Source organism: Streptomyces sp. NPDC002773 (assembly GCF_040295605.1).
Taxonomy (GTDB): Bacteria; Actinomycetota; Actinomycetes; order Streptomycetales; family Streptomycetaceae; genus Streptomyces.
This window is the reverse complement of the sequence record NZ_JBEOVO010000048.1, coordinates 1-15,449: the sequence shown is the minus strand read 5'-3', so window position 1 is coordinate 15,449 and position 15,449 is coordinate 1. Positions and strand designations below refer to the sequence as shown.

14 protein-coding genes are annotated in these 15,449 nt (G+C 73.5%); 12 read left to right on the top strand and 2 right to left on the bottom strand.

Going from position 1 to position 15,449, the window contains the following annotated elements; all coding sequences use genetic code 11:
• Window positions 1–3 precede the first annotated feature (3 nt).
• Window positions 4–789, top strand: a complete 786-nt coding sequence (locus ABT034_RS32765; RefSeq protein ID WP_351220728.1) for a 3-oxoacyl-ACP reductase — start codon at window positions 4–6, stop codon at window positions 787–789.
• Between the two features lie 78 nt (window positions 790–867).
• Here ABT034_RS32765 and ABT034_RS32760 read toward each other — a convergent pair whose 3' ends face one another.
• Window positions 868–2,070 carry an amino acid deaminase/aldolase gene (locus ABT034_RS32760; protein WP_351220727.1) on the bottom strand — a complete coding sequence of 401 codons (1,203 nt, stop codon included), beginning with the start codon at window positions 2,068–2,070 and terminating at the stop codon, window positions 868–870.
• Between the two features lie 880 nt (window positions 2,071–2,950).
• Between ABT034_RS32760 and ABT034_RS32755 the strand changes: the two genes are divergently transcribed.
• Genes ABT034_RS32755 through ABT034_RS32745 form a run of 3 tightly spaced genes read left to right on the top strand, consistent with a single transcriptional unit; the run spans window position 2,951 to window position 5,789 of the window.
• Entirely contained in the window at window positions 2,951–3,814 is an 864-nt protein-coding gene (locus ABT034_RS32755; RefSeq protein ID WP_351220726.1) for a hypothetical protein, read from the top strand.
• Window positions 3,811–4,998, top strand: a complete 1,188-nt coding sequence (gene mycP / locus ABT034_RS32750; protein ID WP_351220725.1) for a type VII secretion-associated serine protease mycosin — start codon at window positions 3,811–3,813, stop codon at window positions 4,996–4,998. The genes ABT034_RS32755 and mycP overlap by 4 nt, the downstream gene beginning before the upstream one ends.
• Before the next feature lie 59 nt (window positions 4,999–5,057).
• On the top strand, window positions 5,058–5,789 hold the full coding sequence (locus tag ABT034_RS32745; protein ID WP_351220724.1) for an SseB family protein: 732 nt from the start codon (window positions 5,058–5,060) through the stop codon (window positions 5,787–5,789).
• Between the two features lie 57 nt (window positions 5,790–5,846).
• Here the strand turns inward: ABT034_RS32745 and ABT034_RS32740 are convergent, their stop codons facing one another.
• Complete coding sequence (locus ABT034_RS32740) at window positions 5,847–6,233, bottom strand: DUF1844 domain-containing protein (RefSeq protein ID WP_351220723.1); 387 nt, start codon at window positions 6,231–6,233, stop codon at window positions 5,847–5,849.
• Between the two features lie 273 nt (window positions 6,234–6,506).
• Between ABT034_RS32740 and infC the strand changes: the two genes are divergently transcribed.
• From infC to ABT034_RS32700, 8 genes are all read left to right on the top strand, one after another.
• Window positions 6,507–7,277, top strand: a complete 771-nt coding sequence (infC, locus tag ABT034_RS32735; protein ID WP_351220742.1) for a translation initiation factor IF-3 — start codon at window positions 6,507–6,509, stop codon at window positions 7,275–7,277.
• Between the two features lie 123 nt (window positions 7,278–7,400).
• Entirely contained in the window at window positions 7,401–7,595 is a 195-nt protein-coding gene (rpmI, locus tag ABT034_RS32730; protein WP_015032399.1) for a 50S ribosomal protein L35, read from the top strand.
• Between the two features lie 106 nt (window positions 7,596–7,701).
• Window positions 7,702–8,088, top strand: a complete 387-nt coding sequence (rplT, locus tag ABT034_RS32725) for a 50S ribosomal protein L20 (protein WP_351220722.1) — start codon at window positions 7,702–7,704, stop codon at window positions 8,086–8,088.
• A 113-nt stretch (window positions 8,089–8,201) separates the two neighbouring features.
• Entirely contained in the window at window positions 8,202–9,041 is an 840-nt protein-coding gene (locus ABT034_RS32720) for a TrmH family RNA methyltransferase (RefSeq protein WP_351220721.1), read from the top strand.
• Between the two features lie 81 nt (window positions 9,042–9,122).
• Entirely contained in the window at window positions 9,123–10,259 is a 1,137-nt protein-coding gene (locus tag ABT034_RS32715; RefSeq protein ID WP_351220720.1) for a sensor histidine kinase, read from the top strand.
• Between the two features lie 144 nt (window positions 10,260–10,403).
• Window positions 10,404–11,531: a phenylalanine--tRNA ligase subunit alpha gene (gene pheS / locus ABT034_RS32710; RefSeq protein ID WP_351220719.1), complete on the top strand. Its 1,128-nt coding sequence runs from the start codon at window positions 10,404–10,406 to the stop codon at window positions 11,529–11,531.
• Entirely contained in the window at window positions 11,531–14,059 is a 2,529-nt protein-coding gene (gene pheT / locus ABT034_RS32705; protein ID WP_351220718.1) for a phenylalanine--tRNA ligase subunit beta, read from the top strand. Before pheS ends, pheT begins: the two co-directional genes overlap by 1 nt.
• A 264-nt stretch (window positions 14,060–14,323) precedes the next feature.
• A partial coding sequence (locus tag ABT034_RS32700; protein ID WP_351220717.1) for a PP2C family protein-serine/threonine phosphatase occupies window positions 14,324–15,449 on the top strand: 1,126 nt, incomplete at its 3' end.

Here is a 15,449-nt window from a genome sequence, read left to right as displayed (position 1 = left end):
CGTATGAGCACTGAAGAGATCATCTGCCGCCGTCTGGTCGGCCGCACCGCCGTCATCACCGGAGCCGGCAGCGGCATCGGCCTGGCCACCGCCCGCCGTCTCGCCTCCGAGGGCGCCAACGTCGTCTGCGGTGACATCGACGAGGAGGCCGGCAAGGCCGCCGCGGAGGAGGTCGGCGGCACCTTCGTGAAGGTCGACGTCACCGACCCGGAGGAGGTCGAGGCCCTGTTCAAGACCGCCTTCGACACCTACGGCTCCGTCGACATCGCCTTCAACAACGCGGGCATCTCGCCCCCCGACGACGACTCCATCCTGGAGACCGGCCTGGAGGCGTGGAAGCGCGTCCAGGACGTCAACCTCACCTCCGTCTACCTCTGCTGCAAGGCCGCGCTGCCCTACATGCGCCGCCAGGGCAAGGGCTCCATCATCAACACCGCCTCCTTCGTGGCGATCATGGGCGCGGCCACCAGCCAGATCTCCTACACCGCCTCCAAGGGCGGCGTGCTCGCCATGTCCCGCGAGCTCGGCGTCCAGTTCGCCCGCGAGGGCATCCGTGTCAACGCCCTCTGCCCCGGGCCCGTCAACACCCCGCTACTCCAGGAGCTGTTCGCCAAGGACCCCGAGCGGGCCGCGCGCCGACTGGTCCACATCCCGGTCGGCCGCTTCGCCGAGGCCGACGAGATCGCCGCCGCCGTCGCCTTCCTCGCGAGCGACGACTCCTCCTTCGTCAACGCCAGCGACTTCCTGGTCGACGGAGGCATCGCGGGCGCGTACGTGACGCCGCTCTAACGTGCGGGCAGCCGGGCGCCGCCGAGGCGCCCGGCTGCCGGAGCTCGCGGACCGGAGCCCGTCAGGGGATGGCAGGCCTCAGAGGAAGGTCCGGCCCTCACCCCGATACGTCGGCACCGTCGCCGTGATCCGATCGCCCTCGATCAACTGGAGACTGTCGAACCGCTCGCACAGCTCACCGGCCTTCGCATGCCGGAACCACACCTTGTCCCCGATCCGCAGATCGTCGGCCGGCGATCCGAGCAGCGGCGTCTGCACCTCGCCGGGGCCCTCCTGCGGGTCGTACCGCAGCCCCTCCGGGAGATGCGGCACCGGCAGCCGGTCCCGGCCCGCCGCCCCGGACGCCGGATAGCCGCCCCCGAGCACGGTCACCACCCCGACGCCCGGACGGCGGACGACGGGCTGCGCGAACAGCGCGGCGGGCCGCCCGCTGAACGAGGTGTAGTTGTCGAAGAGCCGCGGCACGAACAGTCCCGAACCCGCCGCGATCTCCGTCACCGCGTCTTCCGCGGCCGTGTGCTGCACGCTGCCGGTGCCGCCACCGTTCACGAACTCCAGGTCAGGCGCCACCGCCCGCACGGCCCGCACCACGGCCGCCCTGCGCTCCACCAGCTCCCTGCGGGCCGCCGCCTGCATCAGCCGGATCGCCCGCGAGCGCAGCGGGCGTCCCGCGACCGCGTCCCCGACGCCCGCGACATGCCCCTCGTACGCCATGATCCCGACCAGGCGGAACCCGGGACGCCGCGCCACCGAGCGGGCCAGCTCGGCCAACTGGGCGGGCTCCCGCAGCGGCGAGCGCCGCGCCCCGAGCCGTATCCGGCCGCCGAGCAGGTGCAGCGCCGTGTCCAGCTCCAGACAGACCCGCACCTCCTCCGTCCCGCCGGCGCGAGCGGCGTCGATCAGGTCGAGCTGCGCCACGTCGTCGACCATCACGGTCACGGCGGCGGCGAGCTTCGGATCCCGCGCGAGCTCCGCGAACCCGGTACGGTCCGCCGACGGATAGGCGAGGAGCACGTCCTCGAACCCCGCACGGGCCAGCCACAGCGACTCGTCGAGCGTGAACGACATGATCCCGGCGAAGCCCTCCCGCGCGAGCACCCGCTCCAGGAGCGCCCGGCACCGCACGGACTTGCTCGCCACCCGCACGGGCTTGCCCCCGGCCCGGCGCACGAGGTCCGCCGCGTTGGCGTCGAACGCCTCCAGATCGACGACCGCCACGGGAGCGTCGAGATGTGCGGTGGCCCGGTCGTAACGGGCCCGGTCGGCGGCACGGGGAGTCATGGCCCGAGCTTGCCAGACGGGTTTACGGGTGGGTAGCCCCTGAGTTCCCGCGCCGGCGGGAACAGCCCGTAGAGTGACGGGCATTGTCGACACGAGCGGGGGGACGGGGATGACCGGCGAGCAGCGTCCCCGCACGCCCTCCCGCATCACGGACGCGCTCCTTCCGCCACCCCCCACCCCGGAACCGCCCCCGACGGAAACCACCACCCAGCTCCGAGCGATCCGCCCGAACGACCCCCGGCCGGAGCCCGCACGGCCGGGCAACGCGAACGCGATCACGGCGGCGCCGGGACGCCAGGCGGCGGGGGGCGAGGCGCAGGGACGCCAGGCGAGCGGGGGCGAGGCGCCGGGGCGGCCGACCGTGACCGGGTCCGACGCGCCGGAGCGCCCGACCGGGACCAGGGCCGAGGCATCGGAGCGCCCGGTGCACGGGGCCGGAGCGCCGACGACCCCGGGCGCCGGGGCCCCGATACGGACGGCGTCCGGCACAGGCCCTTCGGCCGCCCCCAGCCAGGCCTCGGGCCAGCAGGCTCCGGCGCCGCCGCGCCCGCTGTCGACCCCAGGGGCTTCGCCCTCCGCGCCGCCGCCGCGTCCGGCGACCCGGCCGGTCGCTTCCGCATCCGGTACGCCGTCCCGCCCTGCGCCGGGCCCTGAGGCTTCGTCTTCCGCGGCGCCGCCGCGTCCGGCCACCCGCCCGGTCGCTTCGGCGCCCCGTACGTCGTCCCGCCCGGCGCCAGGCCCGGACGCTCCGTCGCCCGCGGCTCCTCCGCCTCCAGCAGTCCGCCCCTGGGCTCCGCCGTCCGGAGTTCCGGCCCGGCCGGTGCGCGGTCCCTCTGCTCCGGCGCCCGGTCGGTCGGCGGGCAGTGTCGGGTACGCCCCGGTGGCCGGCCCGTACACCCAGCCCCCCGCCGACCCGTTCGGTCACGGCGTTCTGCCGCCCGAAGCGCCCGGTGAGACCACCACCCGTCTCCGGCCCGTACGGGAGCGGCGTACCGGGCGGCGGGTCGCCGTCGTGGTCTGCGCCGTGCTCGGCGTCGGGCTCATCGGTGGCGCCCTCGCCGGGATGTGGCTGGCCGCCGCCGAGCCCGGGAAGCCCGCCGAACCCGCCGGGTACACCGAGGCGATGGACCTCTGGCACAACGCCCCCGTCGACACCCTCTTCCCCCGCACCCTCGCCGGCCCGGGCGCCGGCCCCGGCGCCGCCGCACGCACCTGGACCCGGATCGTCGTCGCCCCCGACGCCGCCTGCTCGCCCGCCGTCCTCGCCAAGGGCCTGCTCGCCACCCTCCGTCCGCTCGGCTGCGAGCGCGTCCTGCGCGCCACCTACACCGACGCCACCGCCAGCAGCGTCATCACCGTCGGACTCGTCTTCACCCGCGCCGACGCCACCACACAGCGCACCCTCGGCGAGCGCGGCGGCCTCACCACCCGCCTCGGCGCGGACGTCCCCCCTGCGCTCTCCGGCGAAGGCACCGTCGCCGCCCGCTTCGGCGCCGGCCAGCGCGCCAGCTGGTGGCTGAACGCCCCCGCCGACCTCCCCGTCGTCGTCACCGCCGTTTCCGGCTTCGCCGACGGCCGGGCCGTCCCGAGCCCCCAGCCCGCCGACCGGGCCATGGCCGCCGGCCGTACCGACGCCACCGCCCAGTCCGGCCTCGGCCATGAGGCCAAGGGCATCACGGTGCGCTTCGAGCGGCTCCTTCGCACGACGGTCGCCGCAGCGGCGAAGGAGAAGAACGCCCGATGACCCGCCCCAAACGCCCCACCCGCCCCACCCGCACCATCGCCACTCTCCTCCTCGCCTCCGCCTTCTCCGTCCTGCCCGCCACCACCACGCCCGCGTACGCCGACACCATCCGGGCCCGCCAGTGGGGCCTCGAAGCGCTCCACACCACGGAGGCCTGGCGCACCACCAAGGGCGAGGGCATCACGGTCGCCGTCCTCGACACCGGCGTCGACGCCGAGCACCCCGACCTCGAGGGTTCGGTCCTCCCGGGCCGCGACCTCGTCGGCTTCGGCGCGTCCCGAGGCGACCGCGCCTGGGCCCGGCACGGCACCGCCATGGCCGGCATCATCGCCGGGCACGGCCACGGATACGACGGCGACGACGGCGTCCTCGGCATCGCCCCCGAGGCGAAGATCCTCCCCGTACGGGTCATCCTCGAAGGCACCGACAAGGCCCGCGACAAGGCCCGCAAGACCCGGGGCACCGCCCTCGCCGAAGGCATCCGCTGGGCCGCCGACCACGGCGCCGACGTCATCAACCTGTCCCTCGGCGACGACTCCAAGTCCGCCCACCCGGACGCGGGCGAGGACGCCGCCGTCCAGTACGCGCTCGCGAAGGGCGTCTCCGTCGTCGCCTCCGCCGGCAACGGCGGCGAGAAGGGCGACCACATCTCGTACCCCGCCGCGTACCCCGGCGTCATCGCCGTCACCGCCGTCGACCGCTACGGCACACACGCCTCCTTCTCCACCCGCCGCTGGTACGCCACCGTCAGCGCCCCCGGCGTCGACATCGCCATCGCCGACCCCGACCGCCGCTACTACGAGGGCTGGGGCACCAGCGCCGCCGCCGCGTTCGCCTCCGGAGCCGTCGCCCTCGTCCGCGCCGCCCACCCCGACCTCACCCCGGCCCAGATCAAGCGGCTGCTCATCGACACCGCCCGCAACCGGCCGAAGGGCGGCCGCAGCGACGCCAAGGGGTACGGAACGGTCGACCCGGCCGCCGCCATCGAGGCCGGCGCCCGGCTCGAGGCCGGCGACCCCAAGAACACCACCAGCGGCTTCCGGGGCCAGTACTTCGGCCCCGGTCCGCTCCCCGCCGTCGAGGAGAGCCGCCCCGTCGGCCTCCTCGCCCCCCTCGCCGGCGGACTCGGCGCCCTGCTGCTCCTGACGGCCGTCGTCCTGCGCCGCGCCCACCGGGTCCCCTAGGGCCACCTGCCCGCACCCCGGCGGGGCGTCCGTCCCGGCGCGGCGGTTAGGCTCGGTCCGTGGCGCTCAAGAACATCCCGGACCCCGGTTTCTCCGACGACGACGGCACCGCCGACCCGCGGCTCGCCGCGGCTCTCGCGGCCTGGGCGGAGGACAGAACCGCCCACGGCCCGGTCCTCGACGCGCTGCGGAACGCCCGGCTGCTCGTCCCCGTCGTCGCCGTCCTCGGCGAGGTCGAGACCGACGAGAACGGCCTGCGCCGCGAGAAGACCAGCGACATGGCCGTCCCCACCCTCACGGCCGGTGACCGGCGCGCCCTGCCCGCCTTCACCTCGATCGCCTCCCTCGCCCTGTGGGACCCGGAGGCCCGGCCCGTCGCCGTACCGCTCCACCAGGCGCTCCAGGCCGCCGCGCACGAGAAGGCGGACACGGTCGTCCTCGACCTCGCGGGTCCCGTGCCGTACCAGCTGACCGGCCCGGCCCTGCTGGCCCTGGCCGAGGGCCGTACCAGCGCCGACCCGCTCGACGATCCCGCCGTACGGGACGCGGTACGGGCCGCCGTGGCCGCCGAGCCCGCGGTGCTCCGCGCCCACCTGGGCCCCGGCACGGCCGACGGCACCCTCGCCCTGGTCCTGGCCGGGGACGCGTCTCCCGCGGAGGCCGCCCAGCGGGTGGCCCGCGCCCTCGCCGCCGACGAAACACTGAGGGCCCGCCTGGTGCGGGGCCTCGACCTGGCACTCCTGCCGGCCTCGGCCACGCCTCCGGGCGAGCCCTTCTACGTAAAGCGGTAGGGGAAGTCATCCCTGCGTGAAGCAGGAGGAGAAGTCCCAGCCGTACACCGTCGGGTCCTAGCCGTACACCGGCCCCGTGTACTTCTCGCCCGGCCCCTGGCCCGGCTCGTCCGGGACGATCGAGGCCTCGCGGAAGGCGAGCTGGAGGGACTTCAGGCCGTCCCGCAGGGGAGCCGCGTGGAAGGAGGAGACCTCCGTCGCGCCGGCGTCGAGCAGGCCCGCGAGCGCGTGCACCAGCTTGCGGGCCTCGTCGAGGTCCTTGTACTTGTCGCCCTCCTCGGTGAGCCCGAGCTTCACCGCCGCGGCGCTCATCAGGTTGACCGCGACGGTCACGATCACCTCGACCGCGGGGACCTCCGCGATGTCGCGGGTCATGGCGTCGAAGTCGGGGGAATCGGGGGAGTCCGGGGAGTCCGCGGGCTCGTTCTGGGGCGTCTCGCTCATGCCTCATACGATATGCCGGTCCTCGGTTAGCAGAGACCGCCGGGTCCTGCTAACCTTGTGTAACGACCGGCCGGACACGTGTGTGCCCGGCCCACAAGTGGAGGCTCCGACTTCCCACCTGACCACCCTCGCGGGTGGCGGGTCACCGGTCAGGTGGCGACCATCGTTCCGTACGGACGATGGAGCCGCCCGATGTGCGCCCCCGCGGTTGACCGCGGCGGTGTTCCGGTATTCCCCTGGAGCCCCGCCTGTGTCCCGTCCGGGGCGTTTTTCATGTTCCGGCTCGGTTGGTCCCACAGAAACAGACGTTGCGCGTCCGTCCGCCAGGCGGTCGCGTGGTGCTACCGAGGAGGATCCATCAGCGCCGAGCCCCGCATCAACGACAGGATTCGCGTTCCCGAGGTGCGACTTGTCGGACCCAGCGGCGAGCAGGTCGGGATTGTTCCGCTTGCCAAGGCCCTGGAGCTCGCACAGGAGTACGACCTTGACCTGGTCGAGGTCGCGGCGAACGCCCGTCCGCCCGTGTGCAAGCTCATGGACTACGGGAAGTTCAAGTACGAGTCGGCCATGAAGGCCCGTGAGGCGCGCAAGAACCAGGCGCACACGGTCATCAAGGAGATGAAGCTCCGGCCGAAGATCGACCCGCACGACTATGACACCAAGAAGGGTCACGTCGTCCGGTTCCTCAAGCAGGGCGACAAGGTCAAGATCACGATCATGTTCCGTGGTCGTGAGCAGTCCCGTCCCGAGCTTGGTTTCCGGCTGCTGCAGCGGCTGGCGTCGGACGTCGAGGAGCTTGGCTTCATCGAGTCCAACCCGAAGCAGGACGGCCGGAACATGATCATGGTTCTCGGCCCGCACAAGAAGAAGACCGAGGCCATGGCCGAGGCGCGTGAGGCCCAGGCCGCACGCAAGGCCGAGCGCCAGGGCGTCTCCTCCGAGGAGACGTCCGAGGCCGAGGCCCCCGAGGTCGAGGCCCCCCAGGCCGAGGCTCCGGTCGCCGAGGCTTCGGCCGACGCTCCGGCCGAGAACACCGAGGCGTGACCCGACGGGCTGCCATCCAGGCAGCCCCGGGCCCCGCCCGGACCCACCAGACGAAGAATTGACGCTCCCGGAAGTCCGGTGCCCACACCGGGGGGAGCGCCACTGACGAGGAGATACGGCGCGATGCCGAAGAACAAGACGCACTCCGGTGCCAAGAAGCGCTTCAAGGTCACCGGCTCCGGCAAGATCCTGCGCGAGCGCGCCGGCAAGCGCCACCTGCTCGAGCACAAGTCGTCCAAGCTGACGCGTCGCCTCACCGGCAACGCCGAAATGGCCCCGGGCGACGCGGCCAAGATCAAGAAGATGCTGGGCATCTGATCTGATCACCCGCCCCCGGCGACGGGGGCTACCGGCCAAGTCCGGGACCCATTCGTTTTTCGGGTCGTGTGAGTCCAACCACGACCCCGCTACAAGGAGTTAACAAGTGGCACGCGTCAAGCGGGCAGTCAACGCCCACAAGAAGCGCCGGGCGATCCTCGAGGCGGCCAAGGGCTACCGCGGTCAGCGTTCGCGCCTGTACCGCAAGGCCAAGGAGCAGGTCACCCACTCGCTGGTCTACAACTACAACGACCGCAAGAAGCGCAAGGGCGACTTCCGCCGTCTCTGGATCCAGCGCATCAACGCCGCTGCCCGTGAGAACGGCATGACGTACAACCGCCTCATCCAGGGTCTGAACGCCGCCAACATCGAGGTGGACCGCAAGATCCTCGCCGAGCTGGCCGTCAACGACCCGAACGCGTTCGCCGCGCTGGTCGAGGTCGCGCAGAAGGCTCTGCCGGCCGACGTCAACGCCCCGAAGGCCGCCGCCTGATCTTCCAGGCCGCAGTACCTCCGCCCGGACCCGCAGGCGCGCTCGCGCCTGCGGGTCCGGGTGCGTAAGCCCCCAGCCGGCCCCCGGCCCCGAAGAGAGAACCGCCGCACCTCATGGTCACCCCCGAGCTGATCTCCCCGCGTTCCCCGCGCGTCGTCGCCGCCCGGCGGCTCGCCAAGCGCAACTTCCGGGGCAAGGACCGCCTCTTCATCGCCGAGGGCCCGCAGGCCGTCCGCGAGGCCGTCGAGCACCGCGGCTCCACCGGCGAGCCGACGCTCGTCGAGCTCTTCACCACCGTCGAGGCCGCCGAGCGCTACGCCCCGATCATCGAGGCCGCCCTCGCCGCCGGCGCCCGCGTCCACCACGCCTCCGACGCCGTCCTCGCCGAGGTGTCCCAGACGGTGACCCCGCAGGGGATCGTCGGCGTCTGCCGGTTCCTCGACTCGCCGTTCGAGGAGATCGTCGCGGCCCGGCCCACACTGGTCGCGGTCCTCGCCCACGTACGCGATCCCGGGAACGCCGGCACCGTGCTGCGCTGCGCCGACGCGGCCGGCGCCGACGCGGTCGTCCTCACCGACGCCTCCGTCGACCTCTACAACCCCAAGTCCGTACGCGCCTCCGTCGGCTCCCTCTTCCACCTGCCGGTCGCCGTCGGCGTCCCCGTCGAGCAGGCGGTCGCGGGACTGAAGGGCGCGGGCGTACGGATCCTCGCCGCCGACGGGGCCGGGCAGGACGACCTCGACGCCGAGCTGGACGCCGGCACCATGGGCGGCCCCACCGCCTGGATCTTCGGCAACGAGGCCTGGGGGCTGCCCGAGGAGACCCGGGCCCTCGCCGACGCCGTCGTCCGCGTACCCATCCACGGCAAGGCCGAGAGCCTCAACCTCGCCACGGCCGCCGCGGTCTGCCTGTACGCCTCCGCCCGCGCCCAGCGCCCCCGAAGCTCCTCCTGAAGGGGCCATTCCGCCCTCCCCGCCCAGTAGAGTGACGCACTCGGGGGCCCACTGCGCTACACGGAGGGGTGGGGATCGGGGATGACGGTCGGCACGGACAGTCCCGCACAGACACGGAGCGCCGCACCGGCACGGAGTGGCGCGCCGGACGGGACCGACGGATTCGCCGGGATCCACCCCGACGACCTGCCCGACGGGCTCGTCGTCGCCGACCGGACCGGCCGGGTCATCTGTTTCAACGCCGCCGCCAGCCGCATCACCGCCGTCCCCCGCGACCGTGCCCTCGGCCTCCCCCTCGACCAGGCGCTGCCCCTCGAAGACCTCAAGGGACGCCGCTGGTGGACCCTGACCGATCCGTACGGCGGACTCGCCATCCGCCGCGGCCAGCCCGAGCGCAACCTGCTGCTGCCCGGCGGCCGCGAGGTCCTCGTCTCCGCCCGGTACGTCCGCGAGCACCCCACGGGACCGGTCCGCCGGGTCGTCGTCTCCCTGCGCGGCACCGAGGCACGCCGCCGCACCGAGCGCAGCCACGCCGAACTCATCGCCACCGTCGCCCACGAACTGCGCTCCCCGCTCACCTCCGTCAAGGGCTTCACCGCCACCCTCCTCGGCAAGTGGGAGCGGTTCAACGACGAGCAGAAGCGGCTGATGCTGGAGACCGTCGACGCCGACGCCGGCCGCATCAAGCGGCTCATCGCCGAACTCCTCGACATCTCCCGGATCGACTCCGGCCGGCTCGAAGTGCGCCGCCAGCCCGTCGACATCGCCGCCGCCATCGGCCGCCACGTCCAGGTCCACACCACCGCCGGCCAGTCCCCGGACCGCTTCTTCGTACGGATCAGGCCCGGCCTTCCCGATCTCTGGGCCGACCCCGACAAGATCGACCAGATACTCGGGAACCTCCTCGAAAATGCGGTGCGCCACGGGGACGGAACCGTCACCATCGAGGTGGCACCCGCCAGGACCGGCGATGACGGAGAAGAGGGGACGGAGGTCACCGTGAGCGACGAGGGCCCCGGTATCCCCGAGGAGTCGATGAGCCGCGTCTTCACCCGCTTCTGGCGGGGCAGCAAGCGCGGCGGCACCGGGCTCGGCCTCTACATCGTCAAGGGCGTCGTCGAGGCCCACGGCGGCACCATCACCGTCGGAAGGGGCCCCCGAGGCGGGGCCGAGTTCCGATTTATCCTGCCCGTCGGCACCCCGGCCCATCTCATCTGACGAGACCAGACGAGATCAGAAGCCGCCCGGCCTGCCCACGGGCTCATTCGCGTCCCCCCACCCCGTTAGACTCGTCCTTTGGCACGTTTGCGCCCTTGACGTCGAGCGGGGCCGCCCAGCCAGCCAACGGAAGCACGGGAAGAGATGTCCGCACCCAATAAGTCGTACGACCCGGTTGAGGTCGAGGCACTGAAACCGGAAGAGATCGAGCGCATGCGGGACGAGGCGCTCGCCGCCTTCGCCGCCGCGGGCGACCTCGACGCGCTCGCGCAGGCGAAGACCGCGCACACCGGTGGCACCTCGCCGCTGGCGCTCGCCAACCGGGAGATCGGCGCCCTGCCCCCGCAGGCCAAGGCCGCCGCCGGAAAGCTCGTGGGCCAGGCCCGCGGCGTCGTCTCCAAGGCGCTCGCCGCCCGCCAGACCGAGCTGGAGGCCGACCGGGACGCCCGCGTCCTCGTCGAGGAGGCCGTCGACGTCACCCTGCCGTACGACCGCGTCCCGGCCGGCGCCCGCCACCCGCTGACCACGCTCATGGAGCGCGTCTCCGACGTCTTCGTCTCCATGGGGTACGAGGTCGCCGAGGGTCCCGAGGTCGAGGCGGAGTGGTTCAACTTCGACGCCCTCAACTTCGTCCCGGACCACCCGGCGCGCCAGATGCAGGACACCTTCTTCGTCGAAGGCCCGGAAGGCACCACGGGCGACGAGTCCGGTGTCGTGCTCCGCACGCACACCTCGCCGGTCCAGGCCCGCACCCTCATCGACCGGGAGCCCCCGGTCTACGTGGTGTGCCCCGGCCGCGTCTACCGCACCGACGAGCTCGACGCCACGCACACCCCGGTCTTCCACCAGATCGAGCTGCTCGCCGTCGACGAGGGCCTGACCATGGCCGACCTCAAGGGCACCCTCGACCACATGGTCCAGGCGCTCTTCGGCCCGGACATGAAGACCCGGCTCCGCCCGAACTTCTTCCCCTTCACCGAGCCGTCCGCCGAGATGGACATGCTCTGCTACGTCTGCCGCGGCGAGTCCGTCGGCAACCCGGACCGCCCCTGCCGCACCTGCGGCAGCGAGGGCTGGATCGAGCTGGGCGGCTGCGGCATGGTCAACCCGAAGGTGCTCGTCGCCTGCGGTGTGGACCCCGAGAAGTACAGCGGATTCGCCTTCGGGTTCGGCATCGAGCGGATGCTGATGTTCCGCCACAACGTCGACGACATGCGAGACATGGTCGAGGGTGACGTCCGGTTCACCCGGCCGTTCGGGATGGAGATCTGATGCGCGTCCCGCTTTCCTGGCTGCGGGAGTACGTCGACCTGCCGCCGACGCAGACCGGCCGAGACGTCCAGGCCAAGCTCATCTCGGCCGGCCTCGAGGTCGAGTCCGTCGAGCGGCTCGGCGCCGGCCTGAGCGGCCCGCTGGTGGTCGGCAAGGTCCTCACCATCGAGGAGCTGACGGAGTTCAAGAAGCCGATCCGCTTCTGCACCGTCGACGTCGGCCAGGCCAACGGCACCGGCGAGCCCCAGGAGATCATCTGCGGCGCCCGGAACTTCGCCGCGGGCGACAAGGTCGTCGTGGCCCTGCCCGGCGCCGTGCTCCCCGGTGACTTCCGGATCGCCGAGCGCCAGACGTACGGCCGGGTCTCCCGGGGCATGATCTGCTCCGGCGACGAGCTCGGCATGGGCGACGACGGTACGCACGGCATCATCGTGCTGCCGCCGGAGCACGAGATCGGCACCGACGCCACGGTCCTCCTGGAGCTGTTCGACGAGGTCCTCGACATCGCCGTCACCCCGGACCGCGGCTACTGCCTCTCGATGCGCGGTGTCGCCCGCGAGACGGCCACCGCCTACGGCCTGCCGCTGCGCGACCCGGCGCTCCTCGACGTGCCCGCGCCGAACTCGTACGGCTACCCGGTCCAGATCACCGACCCCATCGGCTGCGACCGCTTCACCGCGCGCACCGTCGTCGGCCTCGACCCCGAGGCGCGCTCGCCGATCTGGCTCCAGCGCCGCCTGCAGAAGGCCGGCATGCGCCCGATCTCGCTGGCCGTCGACGTCACGAACTACGTGATGCTGGAGCTCGGCCAGCCGCTGCACGCCTACGACCGCAGCCGGCTCGACGGCCCCATCGGGGTCCGCCGCGCCGAAGCCGGCGAGAAGATCACCACCCTCGACGGCACCGCGCGCGTCCTGGACGCCGCGGACCTGGTCATCACCGACAACCGCGGCCCGATCGGCATCGCGGGCGTCATGGGCGGGGCCCACACGGAGATCGCCGACCCGGTCACCGACCCCGAGACCGGTTTCGCCACCGGCACCTCCGAGGTCGTCATCGAGGCCGCGCACTTCGACGCGATCTCGATCGCCCGTACGGCGCGCCGCCACAAGCTGTCCTCCGAGGCGTCCAAGCGCTTCGAGCGGGGCGTCGACCCGCAGGCCGCCGCCGCTGCCGCGCAGCGCACCGTCGACCTGCTCGTGCTGCTCGCGGGCGGCACGGCCGAGGCCGGCGTCACCGAGGTCAGCGCCCCGTCCGCGCCGCGCACGATCACCCTGCCGGCGAACCACCCGGACAAGGTCGCGGGCGTCGACTACGGCCGTGAGACCGTCGTCCGCCGCCTCCAGGAGGTCGGCTGCGACGTCTACGGCCAGGACGAGCTCGTCGTCACCGTGCCTTCGTGGCGCCCCGACCTCGCCGAGCCGAACGACCTCGCCGAAGAGGTCATCCGCCTGGAGGGCTACGAGAACCTGCCCTCCACGCTGCCGAAGCCCCCGGCCGGCCGCGGGCTCACCGAGCGCCAGCGCGTCCACCGCCGGGTGGGCCGCGCCCTGGCCGGCGCCGGCTACGTCGAGGCGCTGAACTACCCGTTCATCGGCGAGCAGGCGCTCGACCACCTCGGTCTCGACGCCGACGACGCCCGTCGCCGGCTCGTGAAGCTGGTCAACCCGCTCTCGGACGAGGAGCCCGCGCTCCGTACGACGCTGCTCCCCGGCCTCCTGGGCGCGCTCCGTCGCAACGACAGCCGTGGCAGCCACGACCTGGCGCTCTTCGAGACCGGTCTGGTCTTCCGGCCCGAGGGGCAGCCCGGCGTCGCCGTCCGGCTGCCCGTCGACCGCCGCCCCACCGCCGAGGAGATCGCCGAGGTCAACGCCGCGCTGCCCGCGCAGCCGCGCCGCGCCGCCGTCGTCCTCGCCGGGGCGCGCGAGCAGGCCGGCTGGTGGGGCAAGGGCCGCCCGTCCGACTGGGCGGACGCGGTCGAGGCCGGCCGGACCGTGGCCGCCGAGGCCGGAGTCGAGCTGATCATCAGCGCCGACCAGCACGCCCCGTGGCACCCGGGCCGCTGCGCCGCGTTCCACGTCGAGGTGGACGGCGAGAAGATCCTCGTCGGCCACGCCGGCGAACTCCACCCGCGCGTGGTGAAGGCGTTCGGTCTCCCGGCCCGCAGCTGCGCCATGGAGATCGACCTGGACCTCCTGGAGAAGGCGAACGAGGGCCCGCTCAGGGCCCCTCGGATCTCCTCCTTCCCGGTCGCCACCCAGGACGTCGCCCTGGTCGTGACCGACGGCGTCCCGGCCGCCGAGGTCGAGGCCGCCCTGCGGGAGGGCGCCGGTGAACTCCTGGAGTCCATCCGGCTGTTCGACGTCTACACCGGCGACCAGCTCGGCGAGGGCACCAAGTCCCTGGCGTACGCCCTGAAGTTCCGCGCCACGGACCGCACCCTCACGGTCGACGAGGCCACCGCGGCCCGCGACGCGGCGGTGGCCCTGGCCGCCGACCGCACGGGCGCCGTCCTGCGCGGCGCCTGACGCGCGAGCACGGCACCAGGAGGGCCGTCCCGGGATTCCCGGGGCGGCCCTCCGTCGCGTACGTGCGACCGGGATCCGGCCGTCCGTACGCGTGGCGAGGCCCTGGCGAAGGGCGGCGCGCCCGGGGCGCTCACTCCTTCGGGTGAGATCGCCGGGGGGTGTTCCCCGGTGGGTGGGGCGGTCGGCAGAATCGACGCGGCCGCAGGGGCGGACCTGTGTGCAGCAGGGCCTTCGGGCGCTGTCGGGGCTCGGGAAGGGCCGTGCATGATCCGTACGAGGTCGTTGCTCTCCGCTGGGTCCCGGCTCCGCCGGCTGGCCCCGCTCGCTCTTCCCACCGCGTGGGGTGCGGTGGCCGTGGCGTGGAAGTTCGGCTGTCCGCTGGCCCGGCAGCCGGGGCTGCCGATGAGGATCGCCACCAGCGTCGTCTTCCTCACCGCCGGCCTCGGCCTGGTGCTCGGCATCCGGCGCGGTCTCGTGCGCGAGCTGGCACGGGTGCGGGCTGTCGCCGCCGCCACCCAGCAGGTACTGCTCCGCCCGCCGCCCTCCCGGCTCGACGGCCTCGCGCTGGCCGCGGGGCAGTTGTCGGCCTCACGGGGGGCGTCGGTCGGCGGCGACCTGTACGAGGCGGTCGCCACCCCCTACGGCGTGCGGATCGTCATCGGGGACGTCCGGGGCCACGGTCTCGCGGCACTCGGCGCGGTGGTGGCCGTCCTCGGCAGTTTCCGCGAGGCCGCCCACGACGAGCCCGAACTCGGCGGGGTGCTGCGACGCCTCGAGCGGGCTCTCGAACGGCACCTGAGGGAGCGGGCGCGGGACGAGCACCCGGCGCGGACCGGGAAGGATCCCGAGCACCCGGCGGCGGAGGAGTTCATCACCCTGCTGCTCCTGGAGGTCGCGTCCGACGGGCGGCTCGCCGTCCTCAACTGCGGTCACCCCGGCCCGTACCGCCTCGGCCCGGTGGCGGAGCGGCTCCCGGTCGGCGACCCGCTTCCCCCGCTGGGGGTCCTGCCCCTGCCCGCCGCGCTCGCGCCGTACACGGCGGCCCGGCTGCTGCCCGGCGAGACGCTGGTGCTGCACACCGACGGCGCAGAGGAGGCCCGGGACCACCGGGGGAGGTTCTTCGCGCTCGACACCGCGCTCTCCGGGGTGCCGGGCGAGGCGCCCGCCGCACTCGTCCGGCGTGTCCACACGGCCCTGCTGCACCACACGGGCGGCCGGCTGGCCGACGACGTCGCGCTGCTCGTCGTACGCAACGACCGTGTCCGGGTTCCGGCGCAGCCCGCCGAACCCGGGCTGCGCCGCCCCCGGCCCGATCCGGGCCGGCACGGCCGCCATCGAGAGGCCGACGGCGGCGCTCATCACGCCCATCGCCGCGTAGACGAGACCGGCC

Bases quoted from the DNA above. Each gene is read 5' to 3' on its own strand.
- ABT034_RS32715 (WP_351220720.1), top strand. From the start codon at position 9,123: ATGACGGTCGGCACGGACAGTCCCGCACAGACACGGAGCGCCGCACCG.
- ABT034_RS32765 (WP_351220728.1), top strand. From the start codon at position 4: ATGAGCACTGAAGAGATCATCTGCCGCCGTCTGGTCGGCCGCACCGCC.
- ABT034_RS32740 (WP_351220723.1), bottom strand. From the start codon at position 6,233: ATGAGCGAGACGCCCCAGAACGAGCCCGCGGACTCCCCGGACTCCCCC.
- infC (WP_351220742.1), top strand. From the start codon at position 6,507: ATGTTCCGGCTCGGTTGGTCCCACAGAAACAGACGTTGCGCGTCCGTC.
- mycP (WP_351220725.1), top strand. From the start codon at position 3,811: ATGACCCGCCCCAAACGCCCCACCCGCCCCACCCGCACCATCGCCACT.
- pheT (WP_351220718.1), top strand. From the start codon at position 11,531: ATGCGCGTCCCGCTTTCCTGGCTGCGGGAGTACGTCGACCTGCCGCCG.
- pheS (WP_351220719.1), top strand. From the start codon at position 10,404: ATGTCCGCACCCAATAAGTCGTACGACCCGGTTGAGGTCGAGGCACTG.
- ABT034_RS32720 (WP_351220721.1), top strand. From the start codon at position 8,202: ATGGTCACCCCCGAGCTGATCTCCCCGCGTTCCCCGCGCGTCGTCGCC.
- ABT034_RS32760 (WP_351220727.1), bottom strand. From the start codon at position 2,070: ATGACTCCCCGTGCCGCCGACCGGGCCCGTTACGACCGGGCCACCGCA.
- rpmI (WP_015032399.1), top strand. From the start codon at position 7,401: ATGCCGAAGAACAAGACGCACTCCGGTGCCAAGAAGCGCTTCAAGGTC.